Genomic DNA, 24026 nt, shown 5'->3' with positions numbered 1-24026 from the left:
AACAAAAAGGTGCCGCGGGGTGGAGCAGTCCGGTAGCTCGTCAGGCTCATAACCTGAAGGTCGTTGGTTCAAATCCAACCCCCGCAACCACCGCTACAGAACACTCCCTTCGGACCTCCCACTCAGCGTTGTCCAGGGCGGCGTAGCTCATCAAATCCACCACATCTGCAGACACTTCGGCCTTGGCATTCTCGCCGAGATGGATTGTTATGCTCCGGATGAGTAAGCTGAGGATCTCGGCTGCTTGGGTATTCACGCGCTCATCGTCGAGTGCCGACCGAAGATCATAACCTAGTTCGCTGGCTTTCTCCGTGTGGGCAAGACGACCCTGGCCAACCGCCGAATCGGCACGCCGCAAAAATGGCCATGACGCTGGTCATCACCAACGTATTCGCTTCGACCTGCCAGAAATTCTCTTGGTCTAAGCTGGCTGGAGGCTGCATCTCACTTGTCTGCTTCGTAAGCTTAGAGCCGCGAGCGGACAGACCGCTTACGCCCAAAAGCCGACCGGCAGCTTTTGCTCCGACAATCAGCACAGGTTATGTCCGATTAGGGGGTGAAGCTCACCTTCAGAACCTCCGCCGCTGATTTCGAATGCGAACAAAATTTTTCATGCGATACACTTGTTTTGAAATGCATCGTGCCCATCTTAGTACCAGCTACCAGTCGAGATAGACGGTCCCGAAGGCGAGTTGCCTTCCCTTCTTTCCATTCCGCCTCTTAGCCCGCGCACAAGCGGTCGCTATTGAACGCCTGCGTGTATTCGAAAGAAGTTCTCATGACACATTTCGGCACCATCAAGAGCTATGACAGCGGCAAGGGTAGCGGCACGATCACTCCCGAAAAGGGCGGCGATGCGCTCATGTTCGGTAAGGACGACCTGCAGACGCAGGCGACCGCGCCCGAGCAGGGGCAGCGCTGGGGTTACGAAACCCGTCAGGTCGATGGCGGGAAGCCTTCAGCCACCAATCTGCGCCGCCAGGAGCAGAAACAGGGGAAGAAACAGCAGGAAGGCGAACGCGGTACGCAGGGCGCACCGCGCGCGCAGGCCCACTAACCCCTGATCCGCTGCCACTCGGGCGCGTTCTCACTTGCGCGTCTGAGTGGCAGTTCGATCCGCTTTCGATCTTTCTCGGAAAAGGGGCCGACCATGGACCTCAACGAACTTCTCCACGCGCACCAGACCGAAGTGATCCGGGCGAGCGCCGCTGGCGATCAGTGCGCCCGCGACAACCACTTCGCCAAGGTGGCGGAATATGCCGAACGGGTGCGCCAACTTCGCGAGATGCGGAACGCGCCCGTTACGCCCCCCATGTCACGACCGGCCGCTATTCCCGATCCTGGTACGATCATCTACGGCACCTATGCCGGCTCTGCCGAGCAGTTCTCGCCAGCCAAGGCAATCGATGGCTGGGAGGATGAGGGTGGAGCGCTCGATCCGCCCCAATTCGCTGCCCTACCCGAGGGGATGACAAGCAAGACCGTACGTCAGTATCACGTAGGGCCTTATGTATATCAGGATCTCGACCTAGCGATGGCCGAACACTTGCGCCAGCTCTCCGCCGATTCATTACGCAATACTTCGCGCTAATTATCTCCGCGTTCTCGCTACCGTGTGGGTCATTAAACGAACGCGAGTTCTGCAAAAGGCCAAATCGAGCCCCCGCAACCACCGGTGTAGCACCCACACCACATCCCCGAACAGCCCAGCGCCTCGCCACACAGCGGGGCCGTCCGCGTGCCCAAACACGATCATGAAGACCCGCAAGGCCTGCCCCGCGCGGTAGCGCTCGGAGAGGTACGGGATTGTCGGAGATCGGCAGCCTTGAGAGGCTGCGCTCAGGGCATCTGCTCGGCGAGTTTCCGCAGCGTCTGCGCGGCGATGTCCAGCGATTGCAGCTTGGTCATGTAACGTGCCACCACGTCGGGATCGCCGGCCAGTTGATCGGCGAGCTGTTCGATCGCAGCGGCGGTCTGGCCCACGTCTTCGCGGCTGAGCTCGGTGGCGAACAGCGGGGCGGCCGGTGGCGGAACCGGGCGCGATTGCGGCGGCACCGGTGCGGCCTGCGCCGCCTTGGCCTGGCGCACGGCATCATCGACATCGGACTGCGACCGGCGGCCCGAGGGTAGCCACTGCGCGACATCCGCGCGCCGTGCGAAGCGCAGCCCGGCCTTGCCGAATTTCATCCACACGACTTCTGCTTCAAGCGCGATCTCGCCGCGGTTGAGCAGGCATTGTGTGCCGGGATGCGGTAACGTGGAGCCCTCGACCAGAGCGCCGCTGGCGGACATGTTGCGGACCTTGACGGTTTCGCGCGTGTGGCCGGTAACGAGGGCCGCCATCACGAACATGTTCGTGCGTGGTTCCACGCGCGCGCAATCGGGATATTGTTCAGGCTGTTCGTATGCTGCTGATAACATCAATCGTCCCCGCCAAGCGCATGGTCCACCAGTCCCGAAAATAGGCTCTGCGCGACCCTAAGCGTTATCACGTAAGTGCCGGAATGCGAAGCCCTCGATGAGCGCGGGAGCTAAGGGGCCCCACATATGAAGAAGCCCGCCGCTCTTGCGAGCGACGGGCCTCCTTCCCGTAATGTGGGTAGCGGGAAGATTAGCGGAGCAGCGAGAGAACGTTCTGCTGGCTCTGGTTGGCCTGGGCCAGCATGGCGCCCGAAGCCTGGCTGAGGATCTGCGCCTTGGCGAGCGCGGTCGATTCAGCCGAGTAGTCGGTGTCTTCGATCCGCGAACGCGCATCGGACAGGTTGGTGATGTTGTTGCCGAGGTTGGCAACCGCCGATTCCAGCTGGTTCTGCGACGCACCGAGGCCGGCGCGGACGGTCGAAACGGTCTTGATGGCCGTATCGAACAGCGCGATGTCGCCGGCAGCCAGAGCGGTCACGTCGACACCAGCGGCAGCTGCGAGGTCGGTGTCGGTCGTAAGGTTCGTCGAGAGATCGATGTCGATCGCGTCGGCTTCATTCGCGCCGGCCTGGACCGAGACGACACCGGCGGTGCCCGCGGATGCATCGAACAGCTTCTGGCCGTTGAATTCGGTGTTGGTCAGGACATTGTCGATCTGCGTGTTGAGCGCGTCCATTTCGGACTTCAGGTTTGCGAGGTCGTCGGTCGAATAGGTGTCGTTCGACGCCTGGACGACCAGTTCGCGCTGGCGCTGCAGCATGTTGGTAACTTCGTTGAGCGCGCCTTCAGCGGTCTGCGCCATCGAGATGCCGTCGTTGGCATTGCGGATGCCCTGGTTCATGCCGCGCACCTGCGAGGTCATGCTGGTGGCGATGGCGAGGCCGGCAGCGTCGTCCTTGGCCGAGTTGATGCGCTTGCCGGTCGACAGGCGCTCCATGGCGGTTCCGAGGGCCTTGCCCGCGGCATTCGATGCATTGGCGGCCTTCAGCGCGCCGATATTGGTGTTGATGACGTTCATGGCTAGTTTCCCTTTGGTCTACGATCACTGCCCCCTTGGCGGGATGCGGCAGCCAGAAACCAGACCGGCAGGAACCAGCCGGGATTAAGGGCGTTGTGAAATTCACTCCGGCAAAAATTAACCATACTCGTAAATCTACCAGCCCTAAAATTATCCAATCTTTGGCCGTGCCCCCGCCAAAACAGGCTTCGTCGATAAGACATGCCATGTGGGGGCAAAAATGGACGGGATTACCAAGAGCGCGAATTTCTCGCGCGTGCACAGCACGATCGAAGCTCGGATGGCGGGGATTGCATCCTCGCTGTTCATGGAGCGCCCGGTCACGCTGGCGGATGAAAGCGATCTGGCTGCGGGCCGCGATGCGCGGACCATCACGCTGGCGCGCGGTGAACAGGGACGTATCGAGCTTGCCGGCAGCGGCGGCCGACTGACCTATGCCGATCCGATCGCCGAAAGCAGCATCGCTGCGCTGGTGGCCATGACCTATTCGGGCCAGGGCCCGGTGGCAGCCGACCCCGCTTCGCTTTCCATCATTGCGCTGGCCGACCGGCTTGCACGGACCGACATCCCCGTGTTGATCAACGGTCCCACGGGCACGGGCAAGGAAGTGCTGTCGAACTTCATCCACCGCCGCAGCGAGCGCAAGGACAAGCCGTTCATTGCCGTGAACTGCGCCGCGATCCCCGAAACCATGCTCGAAGCCATGCTGTTCGGCCATGAGAAGGGCTCATTCACCGGCGCCAATGCCGCGGGCGAAGGTTTCTTCCGCGCTGCCGATGGCGGCACGCTGTTGCTCGACGAAATCGCCGAGATGCCGCTGTCGCTGCAGGCCAAGCTGCTGCGCGCGCTGCAGGAAGGCGAAGTGGTTCCGATCGGCGCGACACGCCCGATCAAGGTCGATGTCCGCATCATCGCCTGCGCCAACCGCGACCTGCCGCATGAAGTCGCCGAGGGCCGGTTCCGCGCCGACCTCTATTACCGCCTCAACGTCTTTCCGATCGAGATGCTGCCGCTGCGCGAGCGCCGCGCGGATATTGCTCCGCTCGCGTTCACCATGGTCCTGCGCCACGTCGCCAAGGGCGATGCGGTTCCGTGGATCAGCGATGCCGCGCTTGCAGTGCTGGGCGATTACGCCTGGCCGGGCAATGTCCGCGAACTCGAGAACGTGATGCGCCGTGCACTCCTGCTGTCGCAGGGCAAGCCGGCTATCGAGGAAGAACACATCATCTTCGACATGACTGCCCGTGCGGTCGAGAAGCCGGCTCCCGCGCCGGTCGCCGACATCGCGACCGCGGCTGCAACCAGGGGCCCGGCGAAACTGTCGAAAATCGTCCAGATTTCCGAAGCCCGCGCGATCATGGATGCGCTTGAATCGGTCGGTGGCCACCGGGCCAACGCCGCCCGTGCGCTGGGGATTAGCGAACGCACATTGCGTTATCGCCTGGCCTCCTTCCGTGAAGCCGGAATTGCAGTGGGAGCAGGCCGATGAACCCCGTAGGCGGCATTGGCGGTGGCGGATCGATCGAACAGATCATCGCGCTGCGCCAGCAGATCATCGATCGTTCGAAGGTCCTTACCGAACTTCACGAGACCAAGCCCGCAGCGCCGACCGAGGCGACCGGGACGACGCCGAGTTTCGGGGATTCGCTGCGCACTGCGCTCGACAACGTCAATTCGGTCCAGGCCGAATCCGGCCGGATCACCGCAGCATACGAACGCGGCGAGGAAACCGATATCGCCAAGGTCATGCTGGCCCGACAGGAAGCCGGTGTGGCTTTCGAAGCCACGCTCCAGGTGCGCAACAAGCTTCTTGCCGCGTACCAGGAAACCATGCGGATGGGGGTCTGATAGATGAACGGTCTCGTTCCTGCCGATAATGCCAGCCCGGGCATGCTGTCCCCGCTGACAAGCGGCACCGGGACGTTCGGCGAACGCCTGCGGGCCTTCGCCGCGCAACCGCCGGTACGCAAGGTCCTGCCGCTGTTCGCGGGCACTGCGGGTCTCGGCCTGTTGGCGCTGACCTGGGCGACTTTGTCGCCGGCTCCGCAGCGCACGCTCTATTCCTCGCTCGGAGATGGCGAACGTGCCAGCGTGGTTGCGACGCTCGACCAGGCGGGGATCGATTATACGATCGACAACAATACCGGCGCGCTGACCGTGGGCGAAGACGATGTCTATCGCGCACGCATGCTGGTTGCCTCGGACGGATCGCTCGCCGCCCCCGAAAGCGGGGCCGACCTGATCGAGAACCTGCCGATGGGCGCCAGCCGCACGCTTGAAGGCGACCGGCTGCGCGCCGCGCAGGAACGCGAACTGATGATGACGATCATGGAGATCGACGGGGTCGAGGCGGTGCGTGTGCATATCGCCAAGGCCGAACGTTCGGTCTTCGTGCGCGAGGATGTCGCGCCGTCGGCTTCGATCATGGTGCGCATGGCGCGCGGTCGCCAGCTCGCCGACGGACAGGTCACCGCAATCGCCAATCTCGTCGCGGGCTCGGTCCCGGGGCTCGGGATCGACGCGGTCAAGGTGATCGACCAGCATGGCAAGCTGCTGACCAGCAAGCGCGATCCGAACAGCGGGCGGATGGATCTGCAGGCGCAGATGGAAGCCAAGCTCAATGCGCAGGTCGACCAATTGCTTGCGCCGATGTTCGGGGCCGGCGCATTCACCTCGCAGGTGCAGGTCGAGCTCGACATGAACGAGGTGACTTCGGCGCGCGAGAGCTATGACAAGGACGGGACGGTCCGGCGCGAAACCACGCAGCTGTCGCAAAGCGGCGGCGCAGCGGCAGGCGGTATCCCGGGCGTTCTCGCCAATACGCCGCCCGCCGAAGCCGAGGCGCGCGAAGGTGCGCCGCAGGATAATGAAAATGCCGCACAGGCGGGTGGGGTGGGCGAAAGCAGCGCCACGCGCGTCTATGAACTGGGCCGCGAAGTTTCGGTCTCCAATCTCGCTCCGGGTTCGGTGCGTTACCTGTCGGTGGCGGTGGCGATCGACCAGGCGGCGCTCGACAAGGCGAGCGCGGCGGACATCAACAAGGTGAAGGAACTGGTCTCGGCAGCAGTCGGTGCCCGCGAGGATCGCGGCGACAAGGTCACCGTGGTGATGCGGGCGTTCGAAAAGGTCGAGGCCGAGGGCGTTCCGTTCTACGAAACCAGCTGGTTCGGCATGGCGGTCCGCAATGGCGTGGCGTTGCTGGCGGTCCTGCTGGTGCTGTTCCTCGCCGTGCGCCCCGCCATCAAGGCGCTGCGCAGCGGTCCCAAGTCACCCGAAGCGCTGCCCGCGCCGGGAGCGGAAGGCGGGGGCAGCTACGCTGCCTACGAGCAGGCGCCGCCCATCGACAGGCAGGCGCTCGACGGACAGATCGAGCTCGCACAGCGCATCGCGCGCGAGAACCCCGATGATGCGGTACTCGCCTTGCGTCGCCTGCTGGCCGAGGATGCACGCTCGGGAGCTTCGGCATGACCGCGCCCCTCAATCCGGTTCTCGGCGGTACCGACAAGGCCGCGATCATGGTGATGCTGCTGGCGGAAGAGGATGCCTCGCGTATCTTGGGCCAGCTCACGCCCGACGAATTGCGCCAACTGGCCGGCACCATGTGCGGGATCGGCGAAATCGAACCGCAGGCGATTGCCGACGCGATCGCCGGTTTTTCGCGCTCCACCGAAAGCAGCGGCATATCCGGCCATGGCCGCGTCGACAGCGTACGCAAGCTGCTCAATGGCGCGGTGGGAGAGGTGAAGACCGAGAACCTGATGCGCCAGGTCGCGCCCGAAGCGGAGGAATCGAACCTTCCCGCGCTCGGCCTGCTGCGCTGGCTCGATCCGAAGATCATCGGCGAGATCCTTGCCGACGAACATCCGCAAGCAATTGCGGTTCTGCTCTTGCAGCTGGATTCCGAGGTGGCCGCGGCAGCGCTGGCAGCATTGCCCGAGGAATTGCACACTCCGGTGCTGCATCGCGTGGCGCGTCTTGGCCCGGTATCGCGGCAGGCGATCGAAATCCTCGAGAGCACGCTCAATGCCAAGATCGAGAAGCTGCATGGCACGATCCCGCTGACCATGGGCGGCATCAAGCAGGCGGCGGAGATCATCAACAGCTCGCACCGCAGCGTCGAGAAGCGCGTGATGCCGTCGATCGGCAAGATCGACAAGAAACTGGCCAAGGAACTCGAAAACGAGATGTTCAAGTTCGAACATCTCTTCGCACTCGACCTGAAGATGACCGGCGTGCTGCTGCGCGAAGTCGAAAGCGACACGCTGATCCTCGCGCTCAAGGGTCTGGAAGAAGATCGGCGCGAACAGTTCTTCGGCGCCATGTCCTCGCGCGCGGCGGATGGCCTGCGTGACGAGATCGAGATGCGCGGACGGGTCAAGAAAACCGAAGTCGAAACCGCGCAAAAGGAAATCGTCGCGATCGCCAAGCGATTGATCGCGCAGGGTGACCTGATGCTGGGCGAGGGGGATGAAGACTATGTCTAGGGTGGCCTATGCCGCCTTGGGCAGGCGGGGCAGTTTTTCCCGCGACGCGCGCTATACCGCGCAGCCCGCCGGTGCAGCGCCTGCAGCCCCGCTCGAAGATCCCGCGGAGAAGGCCTATCGCGCCGGTTACGAAGACGGGCAGGTGTCCGCACGCGCGGATTTCGAAGCGGCATTGCAGGCCGAACGTACGGCGCGCGGGGCAATCGAGCTCGCTTTCGCACGGTTCGATGCCGACAGCGAACGCCATCTGCGCGAACGGATCCTCGCCACTGTCCATGCGCTGTGCGAGGAAGCCGTACTGCCGCTCGCGCTCGATGCGGAAGGGCTCGCCCGGCGCGTCGATGCTGCTGCGGCCATGTTGCAACGCAAGCATGACCAGCGGATCGTGCACATCCATCCCGATGATCTCGAACTGGTCCGCAGCAGCGTGACCGGCGATCTAGAACTGGTGGCCGATGCCAGCGTCGAACGCGGCGGTCTGCGCGTCGAAACCGACGATGGCGGGGTCGAGGACGGGCCGCAGCAGTGGCGCCGGGCGCTGGCCGAGATATTCGACACATGCACGCCCTGATCGATCGCACGCTGGCGACGGTCGAAACCGCTTCGCTGGACCTCGCGCCGCGTCGGTTCGGCCGCGTCGTGGCCTGCGACGGCGGGCTGATCGAGGTTTCGGGCCTCGGCGTGCCGATCGGCACGATCTGCACGATCGCGCAGGGCGCGGCCACCGAACATCGTGCCGAAACTATCGGGTTCCGCAACGGCCACACCATGATGATGATGCTCGGCGACACGGTGCTGTTGCGTCCGGGCGCGATCGTGCGTCCCGAAGGCCAGCCGGGCATGCTCGCGGTCGGACCCGAGTTTCTCGGCCGCGCGGTCGATGGCTCGGGTGAACCGATCGATGGCCGCGGCCCCGTGATGGCAACCAAAAGCTGGCCGGCGGGTGGCTATCGCGTCGGCGCGCTGGACCGATCGCGCGTGACGCAGGTTTTCGACAGCGGCATCCGTTCGCTCAATGCGCTGACCACTTTCGGGGTCGGCCAGCGGATCGGCATTATGGCCGGTTCGGGCGTGGGAAAGTCGGTGCTGATGGACATGATTGTCGATGGCGCGAAGGCCGATGCGGTCGTCGTCGGGCTGATCGGCGAACGTGCGCGCGAAGTATCCGATTTCGTCACCCGGCATATGTCGGGCGACCGTGCCGCCACCACCGCGATCGTGGCGGTGCCTGCCGATCATGCCGCTAATCTGCGCTTGCGCGGAGCGATGCTCGCGACCTCGATTGCCGAACATCTGCGTGCTCAGGGCAAGCGCGTGCTCCTGATCCTCGACAGCCTGACCCGCGTCGCGCATGCCGCGCGCGAGATCGGCATCCTGCTGGGCGAGCCGGGTGCCGCACGCGGTTATCCGCCGTCGGCCCTGGCGACGATCACCAAACTGATCGAACGGGCTGGCAATTCGGAACAATCGGGGGGCGCGATCACCGGGCTCTACACCGTGCTTGCCGATGGCGACGACCAGAACGACCCCGTGGTGGATACGGCGCGGGCAATCCTCGACGGGCATATCGTGCTGTCGCGCGACATTGCGCAGCGCGGGCAATATCCGGCGGTCGATGTCGGCGCGTCGCTCAGCCGCGTGATGAACGACATCGTCCCTGCCGAGCACGCCGCGGTTGCGCGCCGATTCCGTGCATTGGCAGCGGCATATGAAACCAATCGCGACCTCGTGATGATGGGCGCCTATCGCCAGGGAGCCGACCCGTTGCTGGACGAGGCCATCGCGCTTTACCCGCGCATGTGCCAGTTCCTGTCGCAGCCCGGCGAAGAAAGCGTCGATCTGGCCACCGCATTCGCGCAGATGAACGAACTGGTCGGCCGTGAGTCCTGAGAAACGCAAGCTCAAGCGCGCGCAATTGATCCAGCGTGTGCGCACGGTCGAGCGCATGCAGTCCGCGCTGGCTGCCAGCGAGGCCGAGGCCACGCGGGTACGTCTGTTCGGCGTGGCCGAACGAACGCGCAACCTGGCCGCGCATTACGGCCGACGCGAGGGGGAAATGGTGGCCGCCGATCTGCGCAGCGGCAAGGCCATGGGCGAACAGCTGCAAAAGCTGAGCGAGCTCAGCGAAAAGCAGGCCGAGGAAGCCGAACTGCTGTCGCGCAGCAAGCGGGAGGATTTCGCGCAATCGGATTTGCGTTTGCGCAAGGCCGAAGAGAGCACGCGCGATCTGGTGAAGACCATCGTCGCCGGACTTGAAAAGGGGTAGCGCGCACGAATTGGCACGCTTCTTGATAGTTAATCCGTGAACAAGCAGCGGATCTATCATGACCATTTTCTCTTCGCTTCCCAAATCCCCCGATGTCCTGTCGTTCCTGGCCGGGCTCGAGGGCGGAAAGTCGCCAAAAAGCGTGCCTTCCGAGGGGGCGGACGGGTTCGCCGAACTGCTCGACCAGCTTTCCGCGGTTCTTCCCGCCGACGCCGAGGCGCTGGGGCTTCTGACGGGGCGGCAAGATGCCGGATTGCCGGGCGGCAAGGATTTGCCGGTCAATCTTGCCGGTTTGCCGGTTGCCGCCGAAGGCACCGGTGGGGAAGCAGCCGCAGACCCGCAACTGGGGCTGGCGGTGGTGCCCGTGGCCGCCGCTCAGCTTGCATTGGGTTCGAAGGCCGACGGCACCGGGGGGGCAACTGAAGCCAAGGCTGCGGATCCGCGCGCTGGTGTAACCATCGCCCAAGCATCTTCCGCCAAAGAAGGCGTCACCGCCAAGGCGGAGCTCAAGCTACATATCTCCGCAGCACCCGCGCCGCAGGACGCGCGCGACACACAGCCCAGCGCGCAGCAGCACATGCGCGCAGCGATCGAACTTCCTCTCGCATCGGCAAAGCCCGAAAGCCCATCGACCGCCACTTCCGCCGAGCGCGCGGCCGTCGCTGCGCCCGTTGCCATCCGTACCGGCGACACCGCGGCATCGACGGGCGAGGGCGAAGGCCGCGCGAACGACGACACCGCCTTCGCCGACAAGACCGCTGCAGCACCCCGCGCAGCCGGCAATGGCGAGGCCGCGAAACCGGTTGCGCAGGCATTCACCTTGCCAGGAGCGGAAACGAATGCAGATTTACGTCCGCTGTCCAGCAGCGCGCGCCCGATCGCCAGCGACCAGTTCGCCAATGTCGAGCGCGTGGTCGACCAGATCATGGCCGCGCGCCAGGCCGATCTTTCCAAGCCCGCAGCCATTGCCGTCGCGCATCGCGAGTTCGGCCAGCTGACCGTGACGTTCGATCGCACTGCAGACGGGATGAACGTCGAAGTCGCCGCGCAGGACGGTGAAACGCAGCGCGCACTCGCTGCCGCCATGGCCAATGAACGGCCGGTCGCGCGTCAACACGACGGCGCCTCGATTGCCGCCAACACGACGAACGCCAACGCCCCGGCAGGTGGCGAGCGCGGCTCCGGCACCAATGCCTCGGGCAACGGTGCGGGCCATGCGGATACCGATGAGCGTCACTCACCCGGTTCCGATCATCGCGGCCGTCAGGGCGGGTCCGCCTCACAATCTCAACCCCATGCCGCACCGTCGTCTTCCGACGATGCGCTCTACGCCTGATCAATTTCGGGATTTCAGCAGGATATCATCATGTCGAATGAAAACGCTCCTCAGGAACCGGTAAAGAAGAAGAAGGGCGGCGCGCTGAAGCTCGTGCTGCTCTCCGTCCTGCTGCTCGGTGCGGGCGGCGGCGGTACCTACGCGGCCTTTGCCAGCGGGATGCTCGACACCGGCGCCGCAAAGGAAGATCCGAACCCCAAGCTGGTGCTCAAGGGCGCCGAGGATCCCTATCCGACGGGAGACAGCGCGTCGAAAGACAAGGTCGAGGTCGTGCATGGCGCGGGCGGGGGCAAGTATCGCACCGCCTATTACGCTTTCACCGAGGAGTTCACTTCGAACCTCGCCGACAGTTCGGGGCTGGTCCAGGTCAGCCTGGCGGCTTCGACGCATTACGACGGGCGCGTCCTCATGTGGCTCGACGAGCACGAAACCGCACTACGCTCGCGTATCCTTGCCGAACTGGCAGCCACGAGCGAAGCCGATCTGGCCAGCATCAAGGGCAAGGAAGAGCTTCAGCAGCGACTGACCAAGGCGATCAACGAGGCGCTCGAGGAGCGTGAAGGCTTCGGCGGCGTCGACAACGTCTACTTCCGTTCGTTCATCGTCCAATGATCAGCACGCCCGTTCCCAACGCCACGGCGCGCGCAGCCTCGCATTGCGAGGAACTGCTGAGCCGCGCGGCAACACCGCCCGATCTCGATCACGAGTTCGCACGCTTCGCTCGCGGCTGCGCGGTGCAGGCGGCAAGCCAGATCGGCGAATTGTGCGACGATCGCGGGATCGTTGCAGAGCTTGGCGAGACCGCACTGGTGCCGGTGAGCGAATGGTATGCCGATATCGGCACGGCCCATCGGCACAGCTTCTTTGCCCTGGGCCAGGAAAGTCGCGGCATCCTTGTGTCGGTACGCATCGGCGAGATCGTCGCACAGTTCGAACGCATTCTCGGCGGGTCGGGAGCAGTGGACGACAGCTATACCGCACTGCCGGCCTCTGCCCGTTATTTCGCGCAGCAGTTCGAGGATCGCATGGGCGAAGTCCTCCGCCGTGCCGGGGATCGGCGGGGTATTGCAGCCGCAGCGAATGGCGAAGAGGTCGAACAGGTCGCGCCCTATGCTGTCGGCGACAAGCTGTGGACGGCAACGCTTACCATCAGCAGCACCAAGACCGACTGCAACTGGACCATCCGCATCGCGGCGTGTCGCCAGACCATTGCCGAACTGGTCGGAACGCGCGCCGTCTCGCCCGCCACCGGCCGTTCGATCGGCGCGCGCGGGATCAATGGTTCGGCGATCGCCGAAGTGGACCTTCCACTGCGCGCGGTGCTGGTCGACGTGCCGATGTCGATCGCCAAGCTGGCCAGCCTGCAGCCCGGTTCGGTCATCCCGGTCGCGATCAATCGCAACGTGCCGCTGCTGATCGGCAACCTCACCATTGCACATGGCAGCGTCGGCGAACTCGACGACCGTGTCGCACTCGAACTCAATCACACCTCTCTCTCGGAGTAATTCGCTATGGCTTCGCATGCTGACGGCTTCGGCCTCATCCAGGACATCGATGTCCGCCTCACCGTCGAACTCGGCCGCAAGTCGATGCAGTTGCGCGACGTTCTCGGACTCGGCGAATCGAGCGTGATCGAGCTCGATCGCCTGACCGACGAGCCGCTCGACATGTTCGTCAACGGCAAGCTCATCGCTCGTGGCGAAGTGGTCGCTCAGGGCAATCGCTTCGCGATCCGCGTCATCGAGATCGTCGGTGCCGGTTCGGGCGATCCGGCGATCGAGCGCCGTGCGCAGCCGATCACCGTTACGCCGACCGGTGCCAGCGAGGCTGCCTGATGTTCTGGTACATCCTCAAGCTGCTGATCCTGTTGCCGCTGATCGGCTTCATGATCTGGGGCAGCCTGAAACTGGCCAAGAAGATGCAGGGCCAGTTCGGTGCACCCACCGGTGGTAGCAAGGCGGTGCGCATCGTCGAGACGACCATGCTCTCGCCCACGCTGCGGCTTGCGGTGATCGAGTTCCACGGCCGCGAGATCCTCGTGTCGACCTCGCGCAACGGACTGACCCGGCTGGCCGAAGCGCCCGCGCGGGTGCAGGACGAGGATGTAGTCCAGTGATCGCCCGGTTGTCGAAGATCGCTGCCGCGCTCGCCGCGCTTGCCTATCCGGCGCTGGCGCGCGCGCAAACCGGCGAGGCCGCTGTCTCGGGCGCGCTCGACCGTGCCTTCGGGCAAATGGCGGGGGCCGGCGGCGAACCGCTGAGCCTGTCGCTCCAACTGCTGCTGGTGATGGGCCTGCTGACCATCCTGCCCGCGCTGTTGCTGATGATGACCAGCTTTACCCGGATCATCGTGGTGCTGGCGATCCTGCGTCAGGCTTTGGGCCTGCAGCAATCGCCGCCCAATCAGGTGCTGATCGGGATCAGCCTGTTTCTCTCGCTCTTTATCATGGCGCCTACGCTGGAACGTGTGAACGAAACCGCTATTGCGCCCTATTCGGCGGGCGAGATCGGTGCCGAGGTCGCGATCGAACAGGCGGGTGACCAGTTCCACGCCTTCATGATCCGCCAGACGCGCGAATACGACCTTGAGATGTTCGCCGATATTGCCGGAGCAGGGCAATTCGCCAGCCCGCAGGATGTGCCGTTCTCGATCCTGTTGCCGGCCTTCGTTACCAGCGAACTCAAGACTGCCTTCCAGATCGGCTTCATGCTGTTCTTGCCCTTCCTGGTTATCGACCTCGTCGTCTCCAGCGTGCTGATGAGCCTCGGCATGATGATGATGAGCCCGATGATCGTTTCGCTACCCTTCAAGCTGCTGCTGTTCGTCCTCGTCGACGGCTGGGCGTTGCTGATGGGTTCGCTCGCCTCAAGCTTCGGATAGATTTCATGGACGAAAGCGCCGTACTCCTTTCCATGGCCGATCGCATGCTGTGGATCGCCGCGCTGGTCGCGGCTCCGATCCTGCTCGCAAGCCTCGCCATCGGTCTCGTAATCGGCCTGATCCAGGCGGCGACCTCGGTCAACGAACAGACGCTGACCTTCGTCCCCAAGCTGGCGGCGGTGGCCTTCGTGCTCGTGATCCTCGGTGCCTCGATGATCGCGCTGGTCGGTGATTTCACGCAGGACATCTTTGCCGAAATCGCGGCGATCGGCGACTGAGGCACGCGCGGTGAACGGCCTCGATCTCGGTATTGGCGCGCTGGAGCAGGACATGTGGCGGGTGGTCTTCCTGATGACCCGCATCGGTGCCGCACTGCTGGCAGCGCCCTTCTTCGGCGCGACTGCCGTGCCGATGTCGGTCCGCATCGCGATCACCGGGGCGCTGGCCATTTTCGTATCGGTGTGGATGCCCGCCGTCGCCACGCCCGACGCGCTGCTTTCGCTGGCCGGCCTGCTGGCCATTGCGGGCGAGGTCATCGTCGGGCTGGCGCTCGGCTTCGTGCTGCAGCTCGCTTTCGCAGCGCCGACCGTCGCCGCCGAGCTGATCAGCGGTGGGATGGGGATGAGCATGGCGGTGTCGCCGGATGCCATGGGCGGTGGGACGACGACCTCTTTCGGCCAGTACTTCGTCATTGTGCTGACGCTGATCTTCCTTGCGACCGGTGCGCACCTGCACTGGATCGCGCTGCTCGCCGAAAGTTACAACGCCTTCCCGCCGGGCCAGACCTGGCTGGGTGCGGACCGTTTCGCGGCCATCGCCGGCTTCGCCAGCTTCATGTTCGAGACCGCGCTGCGCATCGCGCTGCCGGTGACCGTGATCCTGTTGCTGGTGCAGGTGCTCACCGGCATCCTCAGCCGCTCGGCGCCGTCGCTCAACCTCTTCGCCCTTGGCCTCCCGGCGGGCGTCCTCGCTGGCATGGCGGCGCTGATCATTTCCGCGCCGCTCATCTACGACCAGTTCACCGGGCTGGTGGGTGACGCGCTCGAACAGACCGAAAGCGTGATCGCGCCATGAGCGAGACCGCCGGTGAAAAGACCTTCGCGCCAACCGAGAAGCGGCTGGCCGATGCCGCCAAGAAGGGCGACGTCCTGCGGTCGAAGGATGCGGGGACCGCGGCGGTGATGCTGCTCGGCGGTGCCTGGTTGGCGCTAGCGGGCCCCTATCTGCTCGAAGGCCTGGCGCAGCTCGCCCGCGATGCCTTCCTCTTCGATGCGCGCGACATTCGCGATTTCGGCGTTTCGGACCTGCTGCTGCAGGGCCTGTTGCTCGGCGTGCCGGCAATTCTCACTCTGGCAGTGCCGGTAATTCTCGTCACACTGCTGACGCAACTAGGCTTCGGGCGCGGGCGCTGGGTCTTGGACAATCTCAAGGCCAAGGGGCAGCGGATCAACCCGCTGTCGGGGCTCAAGCGGATGTTCGGACCGCAGGGGCTGATCGAAATGGGCAAGGGCCTGCTCAAGATCGCGCTGCTCGGCAGCATCGCTGCGGCATGGTGGTGGAACAGCATGGAAACCGTGATCGGGCTGGGGCGGGGCAACCTCTCGGCGCAGCTTTCGGCGGCCTGGTACGCGATCATCTCGCTGATCTTCGCCCTGTCGGGTGGGCTGATCGTCATCGCCATGGTCGACCTGCCAATCCAGTGGCTGCGCCAGCAGAAGCGGCTCAAGATGAGCCATCAGGAACTGCGCGACGAGAACAAGGAAACCGAGGGATCGCCCGAGATGCGTTCCGCCCGGCGTCAGCGCCAGCGCGATATTGCTACCGGTTCGGTGGCCGGGGCGATGCGCGAGGCGCAATTCGTGATCACCAACCCGACCCATTTCGCGGTCGCCATGACCTACGATCCCGACAAGGCCTCCGCGCCGATCGTGCTCGCCAAGGGACGTGGCGACAAGGCACTGGCGATGAAGGAACTCGCGCGCGAACTGGAACTGCCTACCGTCGAGATGCCGCAGCTTGCGCGTTCGGTCTATTACACCACGCGCGAACGGCAGGTGATCTGCGAGGACCTCTACGGCGCGGTCGCATCGGTGCTTGCCTATGTCTTCTCGCTCAAGCGCGGCGAAACGCCTCCGGTGCCCGCGGTCGAAGTGCCCGCAGCACTGCGCTTCGACACCGAAGGGCGGCTGGCGGTTAATCCGCAGCCCCAGGCGCCGTTATCATAACGATGAGTATTTCGGCTTCCTCGATCGCGTCCTCTCTGGGTGTTGGCAGCGGCGTAGACATGACCGGTCTCGCCGAGCAGCTCGCCGTGGCGCAATTCGCCGGGCGCAACGAGCGCCTGACCCTGCAGTCCGAGACGCTCGAGCGGCGGATCTCGCTGGCGGGATCGATACGCAGCACGCTTTCGACCTTTGCGTCGGCACTGGGCGATCGTCTGCGGACCGGCGATCTTGCACCGCTGCCGACGATCAGCAATTCGGCCGTCGCTGCGGTCTCAAGCCCGATCGGGACGATCGGCAAGGGGACCTATTCGCTCGAGGTCACGCAGCTGGCGCGCAACCAGGTGTTGAGCAGTCCGGCCTATGGGAGCGAGACCGATACGGTCGGTGTCGGTACGCTGACGATCCGTTTCGGCGAAGCGACGACGGGCGGCTTTACCGAGGACACCGGGCACACACCGCTCACGATCGATATCGCCGAGGGCGCGACGCTCAAGGACGTCGCGAGGGCGATCAACGGCCAGAACGCCGGCCTCAACGCCTATATTGCGCAGACTGCTGCGGGCGCGCAGCTGGTCGTGAAGGGCGCAGACGGGCAACAGAACGGCTTCGTCATCGAGGCAACCGAAGATCCCGACAATCCCGGGCTCTCGACGCTTGCATGGCAGCCGGGCGATGATCCGGCGCGGCTGATCAACACCTCGGCCGATGCGGAATTCGTGCTCGACGGTATCGCCCGGAGCGCTTCCTCCAATACGATTTCGGCCGTGGCGCCGGGACTGTCCTTGTCACTGACCGGGACCAATGCGGGCGCTCCGGCGACGATCCGCTTCAACAATCCGGGCAGCGCGCTGCAAAGTGCGATGCAGGACATAACCGGAGCGCTCAACGAGATCGCCTCGGAACTGCGCAGCGCGACCGATCCGATGACCGGGGACCTCGCGCGCGACAGCGGTGCGCGGGCATTGCGGCAGGACTTGGCTGCGCTCGGTTCGCTGGTAATCATGCCCAATGCACCTGCAGGTGCGCCGCGCACGCTTGCCGAACTGGGATTGGCAATCGAACGCGATGGCAGTTTCCGTTTCGACAGCGACACGCTGACCGCCGCGCTTGAACGCGACGCATCGGGTGTCGCGGCCATGTTCACCACCGGCATCAACGGCATCTACGCGACCATCGACCGGATGGCGCGATCGAATGCGATGGCCAGCGATCCCGGGTCGCTTGCCGGATCGGTCGCGCGCTACCAGTCGCAGTCCGAACAGGTTGCGCTGCAACTGGAAGAGCTGGCGGAGAAGCAGGAGAACCTGCGCGCCACGATGGTCGCGCGCTTCGCGCAGGCCGACAACCGCATGGCGGCATCGCAATCCACCCTGTCATTCCTCCAGTCCCAGATTGACGTCTGGAACTCGCAGAACGACTGACATGCTGGCGCGCGCAAAACCCGGCGAAGCCTATCGGCAGAGCAATTTCGATGTCCGCCTGATGGCGAGCGATCGCGACGATCTGGTGCTGATCTGTCTCGACGACCTGATCGAGAACCTCGGCGTGCTTGAAATCGTGGAACAGCGGGACGATCGCGCAGCGCGCAGCCGTACGCTCACCCGCTGTGTCACCGCGCTGACCGCGCTCGAGATGGGCATCGACCGCGAGGCCGAACTCGCATCGAGCCTGGCGCAGTTCTACGGCGCGGCCAAGAACCTGATGCTCGACTCCATCCGCGCGCTCGATCTGGGGAAGGTCCGCCAGCTGCGCGACGACCTGCGCGAAATCGCTTTCGCGTTCCGGGCGGCCAAACTCGCCGCAAGCGGACACTGATCCCCTTCCCCGAACGAGGTGGCGCCGCTTTCTAGGGTGTCAGCCGACCGCTTCCGTCCATCCGCGCGATAACGGCCACCAGCGCCGTGCCATAGGCGCCCAGAAGGGCAATCGCGGGATCTTCGGCGAAGAAATTGCCTTCGTCGACCTCGTCGATGATCTTGACCATTCCCGATGCGGTGCCACCGGCAGAGCGCGACAGCAGCACGCCGCACAAGGGACCGACCAGTTCCATGGCGGCGCATAGCGGCGCATCGGCTGCCAGCAATTCGGCGATCCGGTCCGCATCGGCGCGAGGCGAGATAAGCGGGGCGTAATGCGCGGGCGCGGCATCCAGGATCTCGGCCATCGCCAGAACCGCTTGCGCTGCCGTGCCGAAATCGCCGACAGAGCAGCTATCGACAAAGGTCAGTAGGCTTGCGTCCCAAGAAGACATCGGTGTCTATTCCTTGCGGCGGCGCCCACATCGGCGGGCGCGGCATGAAGATTACACCGTGTTACAGCTCGATGTTATCCGGGCGAACCCCGATATCACCCGATAAATATTGGGCTTCCCAACACGCGAAGCGTATTGGTCAGGCCTCGCTGCTTGCCAGAACCGCCAATTTCAGTTTCGAGAGAGCCGATGATTTAAGCTGGTGTACGCGGGGCACGCTCACGTCGAGCACTGCAGCAATCTCGGTCAGGTTCAGTTCCTCGATGAAGTGAAGCTTGATGACCAGTTGCAGCCGTTCGGGCAGCAAGCCGATCGCTTCCGCCAGCGCCGTGCGATCATCCTGCTCGAGCAACTGAGCCTCGGCGTCGGGTTCGCTGGATTCGAACATCGGATTGGAATCCGAATAGCAATCTTCGAGGTCCACCACCCGGGTTGCCAGTTGCGTGCGCATGTCGTGATATTCCCCCACAGATATCTGCATTTCTGCCGCTATTTCCGCTGCCGACGGTTCCTGCCCCAGCCGGGTGCGGAGCCGATCGGTTGCCGCCTCGATCCGGCGTCGTTGGCCGGCAGCGCCGCGTGCATGCGGCGATTGCGTGCGCAGCAGGTCGATCATCGCGCCGCGCACGCGCATCTTGGCATAGGCGGCAAAGCCGTCCTCGCCAGGCCGGTCGTGGCGCTGTGCGCATTCGGTCAGCGCGATCATTCCTGCCTGGAGCAGGTCGTCGATGTCGAGCGAGGCGCCACAGCTGCCTTCGTAATACCACGCCAGCTTGCGCACCATCGGCAGGAAATTGGCTATCCGGTCGTTGGCGGCGCCGGAGTAGGCGCGCTGCGCGTTGAAGTTGGAATGGTCGTACTTCATGCCGCAAGGGCCTCCGTTTCATGGCCGAGTTCGCCGGCCGTTGCGGGTGCTTCGTCGCCGACCACAGCGATCACTTCGATCGGCTGGGCGGCAGGCAATTCGTTGATCGACAGCACCAGGCACTGCGGGGCACGCAGCCGCAGCAGGGCGGTAAGCGCGCGTCGGGCGCGCGGCTGGACGATCAGCGCAGGCCGCGTGGCGGCCGGGTCTCGCTGTGCGATGATGGCGGCGATCCGTTCGCCGATCGAGCGCGCCAGGTCGGGTTCGATCACGATCTCTCCCGAGGCCGGGTCCTGCAGTCCGCCAACGACCATTTCCTCGAGCTGTGCGGCGAGAGTAATGACCGGCAGCTTGGCATCGGGCGGGCAGGCTTCGGCCACGATCATCGCGCCGAGGTCCGCGCGGACGATATCGATCAGCCGATCGTGTTCGGCGGTTTGCTGTGCCGCCAGCGACAGGCTGGAGAAGACGCGTAGCGAATGGCGCAGAGAGATGCCGTCGGCCAGAAGGGCCTTGAGCAGGCGCGTGACCGCGGCAAGCGTGAGCGGCTGCGGCGTGATCGTCTCGATCAGCTGTCCGTGGCGGGCGCGCAGATGGTCGATCAGGTCGCGGACCTGGTCCGGGCCGAGCAGATCCTGCGCCCGTGCGGCTAGCAATTGGTGGATCTGCGTTGCGATGACGCTTTCGGGATCGACCGCAAGATAGCCCTCGGCGACTGCGAGGTCGCGCGAACCGGGTTCGATCCACAGCGCGGGGCAGCCGAAGCTGGGATCGACCGTCGCCTGGCCCGGGACCGGCTGCGAATGCATGACTTCGCCCGTATCGATCGCCAGCAGGTGGTGCGGCTTGATCTTCCCGCCGCCGATCGCCGCGCCGCCGAGAGTGATCCGGTAACTGTCGGGTTCGACCTCGAAACTGTCCTCTATGCGGAACTGTGGCACGATGAACCCGAACGACTGGCACATCTGTTTGCGCAGGCCGGTCAGCCGGTTGACCAGGGTCGCGCCGTGCTTCTCGTCGGTCAGGTGGATGAGACCGTAGCCGAGCTGGATCGTGACCAGCGTCTGGTCGGTGACCTCGTCGATCCCGATATGCGCGGGATCGGGGGTGATGACGGGTTCGGGCGCGTTGTCGACCGCTTCCTGGCGCTTGCGCAAATTGTGCCAGAGCCAGAACGCGCCGCCGGACAGCGGCAGGATGATCGATTGCGGCATCGCGGGGATGCAGCCGATGACCAGCAGGATGCACGCGACCGGCAGCCAGATCTTGGGATCGGCCAACTGGCCGCTGATCTGCCCGGTGAGATCGCGCGCGTCCGAAACGCGGGTAACGATGACCGCCGCGGCAATCGACAGCAGCAGCGCGGGGACCGAAGCGACAAGCGCGTCGCCCACCGCCAGCGTGACGTAGAATTCCGCGGCTTCTCCCGCCGACAGGCCGTGCGTGGACATGCCCAGCACGAGACCCGCAATGATGTTGACCAGCAGGATCAGCAGCGCCGCAACCGCGTCGCCCTTCACGAACTTGCTGGCACCGTCCATCGAACCGTAGAAATCGGCCTCGGTCGCGATCTCGCGGCGGCGCGCCTTGGCTTCGTCGGCGGTGAGCAGTCCGGCGGCGAGATCGGCGTCGATCGCCATCTGCTTGCCGGGCAATGCGTCCAGCGTGAAACGGGCCGAGACTTCGGAGACGCGTCCGGCGCCCTTGGTCACGACCATCAGGTTGATGATCATCAGGATCAGGAAGACGAAGATGCCGACCGCGAAATTCCCGCCGATTAGGAACGCGCCGAAGGCCTCGATCACCTTGCCCGCCGCAGCACCGCCTTCATGGCCGTTGAGCAGCACGATGCGCGTCGAGGCGACGTTGAGCGCCAGCCGCAGCAGCGTCGCGAACAGCAGCACCGATGGGAAGGACGAGAAATCGAGCGGCTTCTTGGCATTCATCGCTGCCATCAGCACCGAAACCGACAGCGCGATGTTGAGCACGAAGAACACATCGAGCAACAGGGCTGGGATCGGCATCACCATCAGCAGGATGATGGTGAGAATGCCGACCGGCAGCGCGAGGCCCGGATTGAGATACTGGCGCCCGATCATAGCCCGAACGCCCTGAACTTGTCATAGGCTGCGGCGATGTTGGCGTGCGCCCGCCCGCCCGCTGTCCCGCTGTCCCCGAAGGTGGAACGCAGCGTATCCGCCATCGAGGGGCGGGCGCGCGCGGCGGGCGGCAGCGGCGCGGGAGAGAGAGTAGCGCCATAAGACGATTGCTGGTTGCGCGGCTGGTGCGAAACGAGCCCGGCGAATTCGTGTTCGATACGCGGCGCAGCGCCCGGCACGGGCGTATCGCCATAGGCCTTCGCCACCTTGTCGCGCATCAGCGACATCACTTCGCCGACCGAGCGCGGCGAACCACCCGAATAGAAAATCGAGCGGTTGGCGCGCGCGGCCTGCGGCATCAGCGCCGCGGCAGACTGGTCGGGGTTGCTGGCCAGCGCGCCGAGGAATTGCTGCGCGCCGCCGAGGCCCATGAAATGCGCTAGGTAGAGTTCGGCCGGCTCCGCCTCGCGCCCGAGGACCGTCTGCAACCCCGCCGCATTCTCGCGCGTCAGCTCGGCGGCCATCAACGAAGACGTGTCGGCATCGTGGCGCAGCGAGAGAAGGTGATCGCGGGTCGCGCGGTCGGCTACGCGGCCATTCGAGCCGATCGCGGCATCCGCCCAGTCCATGCCATGCTTGGCGCCGTGGCGGTCGAGCGTGCGCAGCCAGGTGGAATCGATGAACTGGTAGAGACCGGTCGCGCTCGACGTGCGCGCCTTGGCGCTCGGATCGAGGCCCGATTCAAGCCGGGCCTGCGCAAGCAGGTAATCGAAGTCGACACCGGTCCGCGTGGCAGCGCGAGCGATTGCCCCCTGCACGTCGACGGACTGGACTGGACTGATTGTAGGCACGGAACCTCCGGGATTGATTGTCCCGGAAGTTCAGCAAGAGGCGTGCCAAATCGTATGGAGGGCGGTGCCCGCTCAGGCGTGCGCCATGCTCAGGCCCTGCCGGGGCAGCGCGGCATAGGGTGCATTGGTGCCGCTGAGCGCGCCCAGGCGGTTCTGCACATTGCTGGCGATAAGGTTGCGCAGGCGGCGGTTTATCTCGTTCAGGCGACGCACTGCGTCGAGCACGCCGAGGCATTCCTCGTCGAGACTGTCCTGTTCGACCGCTTCGAGCCTGGCGCACAGGTCGAGCTTGTTGTCGGTGCAATTGGTGATGCGCTCGAGGTCGAGGGCGGCAAGGGCCTGCCGCTCACCCTGCAAAAGTGCAAGCATCTGTTGCAGGGTCGCCAGCGTTTCCTGTTTGCGGGTCATCAACCGACCTTTCCGTATAGGCGCGACGCGATGATGGCGTCGGCAATCTCGGTGGGAATGAGCGGATAGGTGCCGTCTTCAAGCGCCTTGCGGATCTCGGCCACACGTTCGTGATCGACCGGGACCTCGCGTCCCGAAGCGATCTGCGAGGTGGCCACGGGGGCCTCCGCTTCGCGCGCACGGGCCGCGACCTCTTGCGAGGGCGTGATCTTCTCTGCTGGCGATACGGCAGCACTGGGCCGCCGCACCGAGCTCCCGAATTCCGGCAATCCGACTATACGCATCGTTTCGCTCCATTAGCTGGTCATCCAACAGAACGGCGAACGATGCTGGGGTTTAACACCCCGGCAAGAAAATTGCCGGTTACGGCAAATCGATGCCGACCTGGCCTGGCCGGATGACCATGGCGCGCAGGGTTTCCGTGCGCTGGCCGGTCGCGCGAACCTTGATCCATTCGCCCTGCGCTCCATCCTCGACGGCAGAGCCTTGCCGGGTGAGGGTGAAACCGCTGCCGCGGACGAGGATGCTGACATTCTCGCCCCGCTTGACGAGCGTCTGACCATATTGTGGGGAAGCCCCATGTCCTCCGCCTGCGCCAGCGTCGACCGCGACATAGATGCGCCAACCGGCAGTGGGGCAGGCGACCTGCACGGAGCGTTGGTCGCGACCGAACCATTGCAGGTCGAGCGGGGCGTTGCAGCTGGCCAGGCGCAGGCGCCGGTCGACGGGAAGCTTGGCCCCGCCGGGCTGTCCGATCGTGGCGCCGGTGAAATCGGCCACTGCACGATCGATGATCGAAAGGTCCATCGGCGTGGCGGCGTTGGCGGTCGTGGCCGCAAGCGCGGCGGCCGCGAGTGATCCGAGAAACATGTGGCGCATGGTCGTTCCTGACTCCGTCTGGCATTCGGCCCCCTCGCGAGGA

General features: G+C 64.7%; 29 protein-coding genes and 1 tRNA gene. 21 read left to right on the top strand and 9 right to left on the bottom strand.

Annotated elements, in window-relative coordinates; genetic code table 11:
- Positions 1-13: 13 nt before the first annotated feature.
- From FHS69_RS13735 to FHS69_RS13725, 3 genes are all read left to right on the top strand, one after another.
- Positions 14-90, top strand: a tRNA-Met gene (locus FHS69_RS13735).
- Between the two features lie 688 nt (positions 91-778).
- Positions 779-1057 carry a cold-shock protein gene (locus FHS69_RS13730; RefSeq protein ID WP_166778132.1) on the top strand — a complete coding sequence of 93 codons (279 nt, stop codon included), beginning with the start codon at positions 779-781 and terminating at the stop codon, positions 1055-1057.
- A 93-nt stretch (positions 1058-1150) separates the two neighbouring features.
- The gene (locus FHS69_RS13725) at positions 1151-1591 is read left to right on the top strand and encodes a hypothetical protein (protein WP_166778131.1); all 441 of its coding nucleotides are present in this window, start codon (positions 1151-1153) and stop codon (positions 1589-1591) included.
- 248 nt (positions 1592-1839) lie between these two features.
- On the opposite strand, the gene FHS69_RS13720 is transcribed toward FHS69_RS13725, so the two are convergent.
- Together FHS69_RS13720 and FHS69_RS13715 are read right to left on the bottom strand one after the other, a co-directional pair.
- Positions 1840-2370: a PilZ domain-containing protein gene (locus FHS69_RS13720; RefSeq protein ID WP_166778130.1), complete on the bottom strand. Its 531-nt coding sequence runs from the start codon at positions 2368-2370 to the stop codon at positions 1840-1842.
- 241 nt (positions 2371-2611) lie between these two features.
- Positions 2612-3439 (bottom strand): flagellin N-terminal helical domain-containing protein, encoded by an 828-nt coding sequence (locus tag FHS69_RS13715; RefSeq protein ID WP_166778129.1) that lies wholly within the window; start codon positions 3437-3439, stop codon positions 2612-2614.
- Positions 3440-3659: 220 nt separating this feature from the next.
- Here FHS69_RS13715 and FHS69_RS13710 point away from each other — a divergent pair, with 220 nt between their 5' ends.
- The 18 genes from FHS69_RS13710 to FHS69_RS13625 are packed head-to-tail and all read left to right on the top strand — an operon-like array spanning position 3660 to position 18445.
- Positions 3660-4928, top strand: coding sequence for a sigma-54 interaction domain-containing protein (locus tag FHS69_RS13710; protein WP_166778128.1), 1269 nt, complete (start codon positions 3660-3662; stop codon positions 4926-4928).
- A complete protein-coding gene (fliE, locus tag FHS69_RS13705) occupies positions 4925-5287 on the top strand; it encodes a flagellar hook-basal body complex protein FliE (RefSeq protein ID WP_166778127.1) in 363 nt (120 codons plus the stop codon). The genes FHS69_RS13710 and fliE overlap by 4 nt, the downstream gene beginning before the upstream one ends.
- Positions 5288-5290: 3 nt before the next feature.
- Positions 5291-6907: a flagellar basal-body MS-ring/collar protein FliF gene (fliF, locus tag FHS69_RS13700; RefSeq protein ID WP_243844668.1), complete on the top strand. Its 1617-nt coding sequence runs from the start codon at positions 5291-5293 to the stop codon at positions 6905-6907.
- Positions 6904-7923 carry a flagellar motor switch protein FliG gene (gene fliG / locus FHS69_RS13695; protein WP_067502269.1) on the top strand — a complete coding sequence of 340 codons (1020 nt, stop codon included), beginning with the start codon at positions 6904-6906 and terminating at the stop codon, positions 7921-7923. Before fliF ends, fliG begins: the two co-directional genes overlap by 4 nt.
- Complete coding sequence (locus tag FHS69_RS13690; protein ID WP_166778126.1) at positions 7907-8494, top strand: FliH/SctL family protein; 588 nt, start codon at positions 7907-7909, stop codon at positions 8492-8494. The genes fliG and FHS69_RS13690 overlap by 17 nt, the downstream gene beginning before the upstream one ends.
- Positions 8482-9813, top strand: coding sequence for a FliI/YscN family ATPase (locus FHS69_RS13685; protein ID WP_067502273.1), 1332 nt, complete (start codon positions 8482-8484; stop codon positions 9811-9813). Before FHS69_RS13690 ends, FHS69_RS13685 begins: the two co-directional genes overlap by 13 nt.
- On the top strand, positions 9803-10189 hold the full coding sequence (locus tag FHS69_RS13680) for a hypothetical protein (RefSeq protein ID WP_166778125.1): 387 nt from the start codon (positions 9803-9805) through the stop codon (positions 10187-10189). Before FHS69_RS13685 ends, FHS69_RS13680 begins: the two co-directional genes overlap by 11 nt.
- A 58-nt stretch (positions 10190-10247) precedes the next feature.
- A complete protein-coding gene (locus tag FHS69_RS13675; RefSeq protein ID WP_166778124.1) occupies positions 10248-11525 on the top strand; it encodes a hypothetical protein in 1278 nt (425 codons plus the stop codon).
- Positions 11526-11555: 30 nt separating this feature from the next.
- Positions 11556-12137 carry a flagellar basal body-associated FliL family protein gene (locus FHS69_RS13670; RefSeq protein WP_166778123.1) on the top strand — a complete coding sequence of 194 codons (582 nt, stop codon included), beginning with the start codon at positions 11556-11558 and terminating at the stop codon, positions 12135-12137.
- On the top strand, positions 12134-13030 hold the full coding sequence (locus tag FHS69_RS13665) for a FliM/FliN family flagellar motor C-terminal domain-containing protein (protein ID WP_067676056.1): 897 nt from the start codon (positions 12134-12136) through the stop codon (positions 13028-13030). The genes FHS69_RS13670 and FHS69_RS13665 overlap by 4 nt, the downstream gene beginning before the upstream one ends.
- 6 nt (positions 13031-13036) lie before the next feature.
- Positions 13037-13360, top strand: a complete 324-nt coding sequence (fliN, locus tag FHS69_RS13660; protein WP_082834793.1) for a flagellar motor switch protein FliN — start codon at positions 13037-13039, stop codon at positions 13358-13360.
- Positions 13360-13641: a flagellar biosynthetic protein FliO gene (locus FHS69_RS13655; protein WP_067468417.1), complete on the top strand. Its 282-nt coding sequence runs from the start codon at positions 13360-13362 to the stop codon at positions 13639-13641. The genes fliN and FHS69_RS13655 overlap by 1 nt, the downstream gene beginning before the upstream one ends.
- The gene (fliP, locus tag FHS69_RS13650; protein WP_067468414.1) at positions 13638-14405 is read left to right on the top strand and encodes a flagellar type III secretion system pore protein FliP; all 768 of its coding nucleotides are present in this window, start codon (positions 13638-13640) and stop codon (positions 14403-14405) included. Before FHS69_RS13655 ends, fliP begins: the two co-directional genes overlap by 4 nt.
- 5 nt (positions 14406-14410) lie before the next feature.
- Complete coding sequence (locus FHS69_RS13645) at positions 14411-14683, top strand: flagellar biosynthetic protein FliQ (RefSeq protein ID WP_067468411.1); 273 nt, start codon at positions 14411-14413, stop codon at positions 14681-14683.
- Positions 14684-14693: 10 nt separating this feature from the next.
- A complete protein-coding gene (fliR, locus tag FHS69_RS13640) occupies positions 14694-15479 on the top strand; it encodes a flagellar biosynthetic protein FliR (RefSeq protein WP_166778122.1) in 786 nt (261 codons plus the stop codon).
- Positions 15476-16630 carry an EscU/YscU/HrcU family type III secretion system export apparatus switch protein gene (locus FHS69_RS13635; RefSeq protein WP_067499712.1) on the top strand — a complete coding sequence of 385 codons (1155 nt, stop codon included), beginning with the start codon at positions 15476-15478 and terminating at the stop codon, positions 16628-16630. The genes fliR and FHS69_RS13635 overlap by 4 nt, the downstream gene beginning before the upstream one ends.
- 59 nt (positions 16631-16689) lie before the next feature.
- On the top strand, positions 16690-18051 hold the full coding sequence (gene fliD, locus FHS69_RS13630) for a flagellar filament capping protein FliD (protein WP_243844667.1): 1362 nt from the start codon (positions 16690-16692) through the stop codon (positions 18049-18051).
- Position 18052: 1 nt separating this feature from the next.
- A complete protein-coding gene (locus FHS69_RS13625) occupies positions 18053-18445 on the top strand; it encodes a flagellar protein FliS (protein WP_067502297.1) in 393 nt (130 codons plus the stop codon).
- Between the two features lie 31 nt (positions 18446-18476).
- Here FHS69_RS13625 and FHS69_RS13620 read toward each other — a convergent pair whose 3' ends face one another.
- The 7 genes from FHS69_RS13620 to FHS69_RS13590 form a co-directional block, all read right to left on the bottom strand.
- Positions 18477-18794 carry a hypothetical protein gene (locus tag FHS69_RS13620; protein ID WP_166778120.1) on the bottom strand — a complete coding sequence of 106 codons (318 nt, stop codon included), beginning with the start codon at positions 18792-18794 and terminating at the stop codon, positions 18477-18479.
- 226 nt (positions 18795-19020) lie between these two features.
- Positions 19021-19746 (bottom strand): sigma-70 family RNA polymerase sigma factor, encoded by a 726-nt coding sequence (locus FHS69_RS13615; RefSeq protein WP_067676042.1) that lies wholly within the window; start codon positions 19744-19746, stop codon positions 19021-19023.
- On the bottom strand, positions 19743-21845 hold the full coding sequence (locus FHS69_RS13610; RefSeq protein ID WP_166778119.1) for a flagellar biosynthesis protein FlhA: 2103 nt from the start codon (positions 21843-21845) through the stop codon (positions 19743-19745). Before FHS69_RS13610 ends, FHS69_RS13615 begins: the two co-directional genes overlap by 4 nt.
- Entirely contained in the window at positions 21842-22696 is an 855-nt protein-coding gene (locus FHS69_RS13605; protein WP_341801798.1) for a transglycosylase SLT domain-containing protein, read from the bottom strand. Before FHS69_RS13605 ends, FHS69_RS13610 begins: the two co-directional genes overlap by 4 nt.
- Before the next feature lie 72 nt (positions 22697-22768).
- Positions 22769-23104 (bottom strand): hypothetical protein, encoded by a 336-nt coding sequence (locus tag FHS69_RS13600; RefSeq protein WP_243844666.1) that lies wholly within the window; start codon positions 23102-23104, stop codon positions 22769-22771.
- The gene (locus FHS69_RS13595; protein WP_067468377.1) at positions 23104-23388 is read right to left on the bottom strand and encodes a flagellar biosynthesis anti-sigma factor FlgM; all 285 of its coding nucleotides are present in this window, start codon (positions 23386-23388) and stop codon (positions 23104-23106) included. The genes FHS69_RS13600 and FHS69_RS13595 overlap by 1 nt, the downstream gene beginning before the upstream one ends.
- Before the next feature lie 79 nt (positions 23389-23467).
- Entirely contained in the window at positions 23468-23983 is a 516-nt protein-coding gene (locus FHS69_RS13590) for a flagella basal body P-ring formation protein FlgA (protein WP_225982166.1), read from the bottom strand.
- Between the last annotated feature and the right edge of the window lie 43 nt (positions 23984-24026).

Origin of the sequence: Qipengyuania flava, assembly GCF_011762005.1 — a bacterium.
GTDB classification, from domain to species: Bacteria; Pseudomonadota; Alphaproteobacteria; order Sphingomonadales; family Sphingomonadaceae; genus Qipengyuania; species Qipengyuania flava.
The sequence above is the reverse complement of the archived record's forward strand: the minus strand, read 5'-3'. Positions and strand labels throughout refer to the sequence as shown.

Coding starts and splice junctions, on each gene's coding strand:
- FHS69_RS13690 (WP_166778126.1), top strand. CDS start 7,907: ATGAAGACTATGTCTAGGGTGGCCTATGCCGCCTTGGGCAGGCGGGGC.
- FHS69_RS13725 (WP_166778131.1), top strand. CDS start 1,151: ATGGACCTCAACGAACTTCTCCACGCGCACCAGACCGAAGTGATCCGG.
- FHS69_RS13610 (WP_166778119.1), bottom strand. CDS start 21,845: ATGATCGGGCGCCAGTATCTCAATCCGGGCCTCGCGCTGCCGGTCGGC.
- FHS69_RS13710 (WP_166778128.1), top strand. CDS start 3,660: ATGGACGGGATTACCAAGAGCGCGAATTTCTCGCGCGTGCACAGCACG.
- FHS69_RS13600 (WP_243844666.1), bottom strand. CDS start 23,104: ATGACCCGCAAACAGGAAACGCTGGCGACCCTGCAACAGATGCTTGCA.
- FHS69_RS13730 (WP_166778132.1), top strand. CDS start 779: ATGACACATTTCGGCACCATCAAGAGCTATGACAGCGGCAAGGGTAGC.
- fliG (WP_067502269.1), top strand. CDS start 6,904: ATGACCGCGCCCCTCAATCCGGTTCTCGGCGGTACCGACAAGGCCGCG.
- FHS69_RS13675 (WP_166778124.1), top strand. CDS start 10,248: ATGACCATTTTCTCTTCGCTTCCCAAATCCCCCGATGTCCTGTCGTTC.
- fliE (WP_166778127.1), top strand. CDS start 4,925: ATGAACCCCGTAGGCGGCATTGGCGGTGGCGGATCGATCGAACAGATC.
- FHS69_RS13625 (WP_067502297.1), top strand. CDS start 18,053: ATGCTGGCGCGCGCAAAACCCGGCGAAGCCTATCGGCAGAGCAATTTC.
- FHS69_RS13620 (WP_166778120.1), bottom strand. CDS start 18,794: ATGGCCGAGATCCTGGATGCCGCGCCCGCGCATTACGCCCCGCTTATC.
- FHS69_RS13645 (WP_067468411.1), top strand. CDS start 14,411: ATGGACGAAAGCGCCGTACTCCTTTCCATGGCCGATCGCATGCTGTGG.
- fliF (WP_243844668.1), top strand. CDS start 5,291: ATGAACGGTCTCGTTCCTGCCGATAATGCCAGCCCGGGCATGCTGTCC.
- fliN (WP_082834793.1), top strand. CDS start 13,037: ATGGCTTCGCATGCTGACGGCTTCGGCCTCATCCAGGACATCGATGTC.
- FHS69_RS13670 (WP_166778123.1), top strand. CDS start 11,556: ATGTCGAATGAAAACGCTCCTCAGGAACCGGTAAAGAAGAAGAAGGGC.
- FHS69_RS13655 (WP_067468417.1), top strand. CDS start 13,360: ATGTTCTGGTACATCCTCAAGCTGCTGATCCTGTTGCCGCTGATCGGC.
- FHS69_RS13635 (WP_067499712.1), top strand. CDS start 15,476: ATGAGCGAGACCGCCGGTGAAAAGACCTTCGCGCCAACCGAGAAGCGG.
- FHS69_RS13590 (WP_225982166.1), bottom strand. CDS start 23,983: ATGCGCCACATGTTTCTCGGATCACTCGCGGCCGCCGCGCTTGCGGCC.
- FHS69_RS13595 (WP_067468377.1), bottom strand. CDS start 23,388: ATGCGTATAGTCGGATTGCCGGAATTCGGGAGCTCGGTGCGGCGGCCC.
- FHS69_RS13685 (WP_067502273.1), top strand. CDS start 8,482: ATGCACGCCCTGATCGATCGCACGCTGGCGACGGTCGAAACCGCTTCG.
- FHS69_RS13715 (WP_166778129.1), bottom strand. CDS start 3,439: ATGAACGTCATCAACACCAATATCGGCGCGCTGAAGGCCGCCAATGCA.
- fliD (WP_243844667.1), top strand. CDS start 16,690: ATGACCGGTCTCGCCGAGCAGCTCGCCGTGGCGCAATTCGCCGGGCGC.
- FHS69_RS13615 (WP_067676042.1), bottom strand. CDS start 19,746: ATGAAGTACGACCATTCCAACTTCAACGCGCAGCGCGCCTACTCCGGC.
- FHS69_RS13665 (WP_067676056.1), top strand. CDS start 12,134: ATGATCAGCACGCCCGTTCCCAACGCCACGGCGCGCGCAGCCTCGCAT.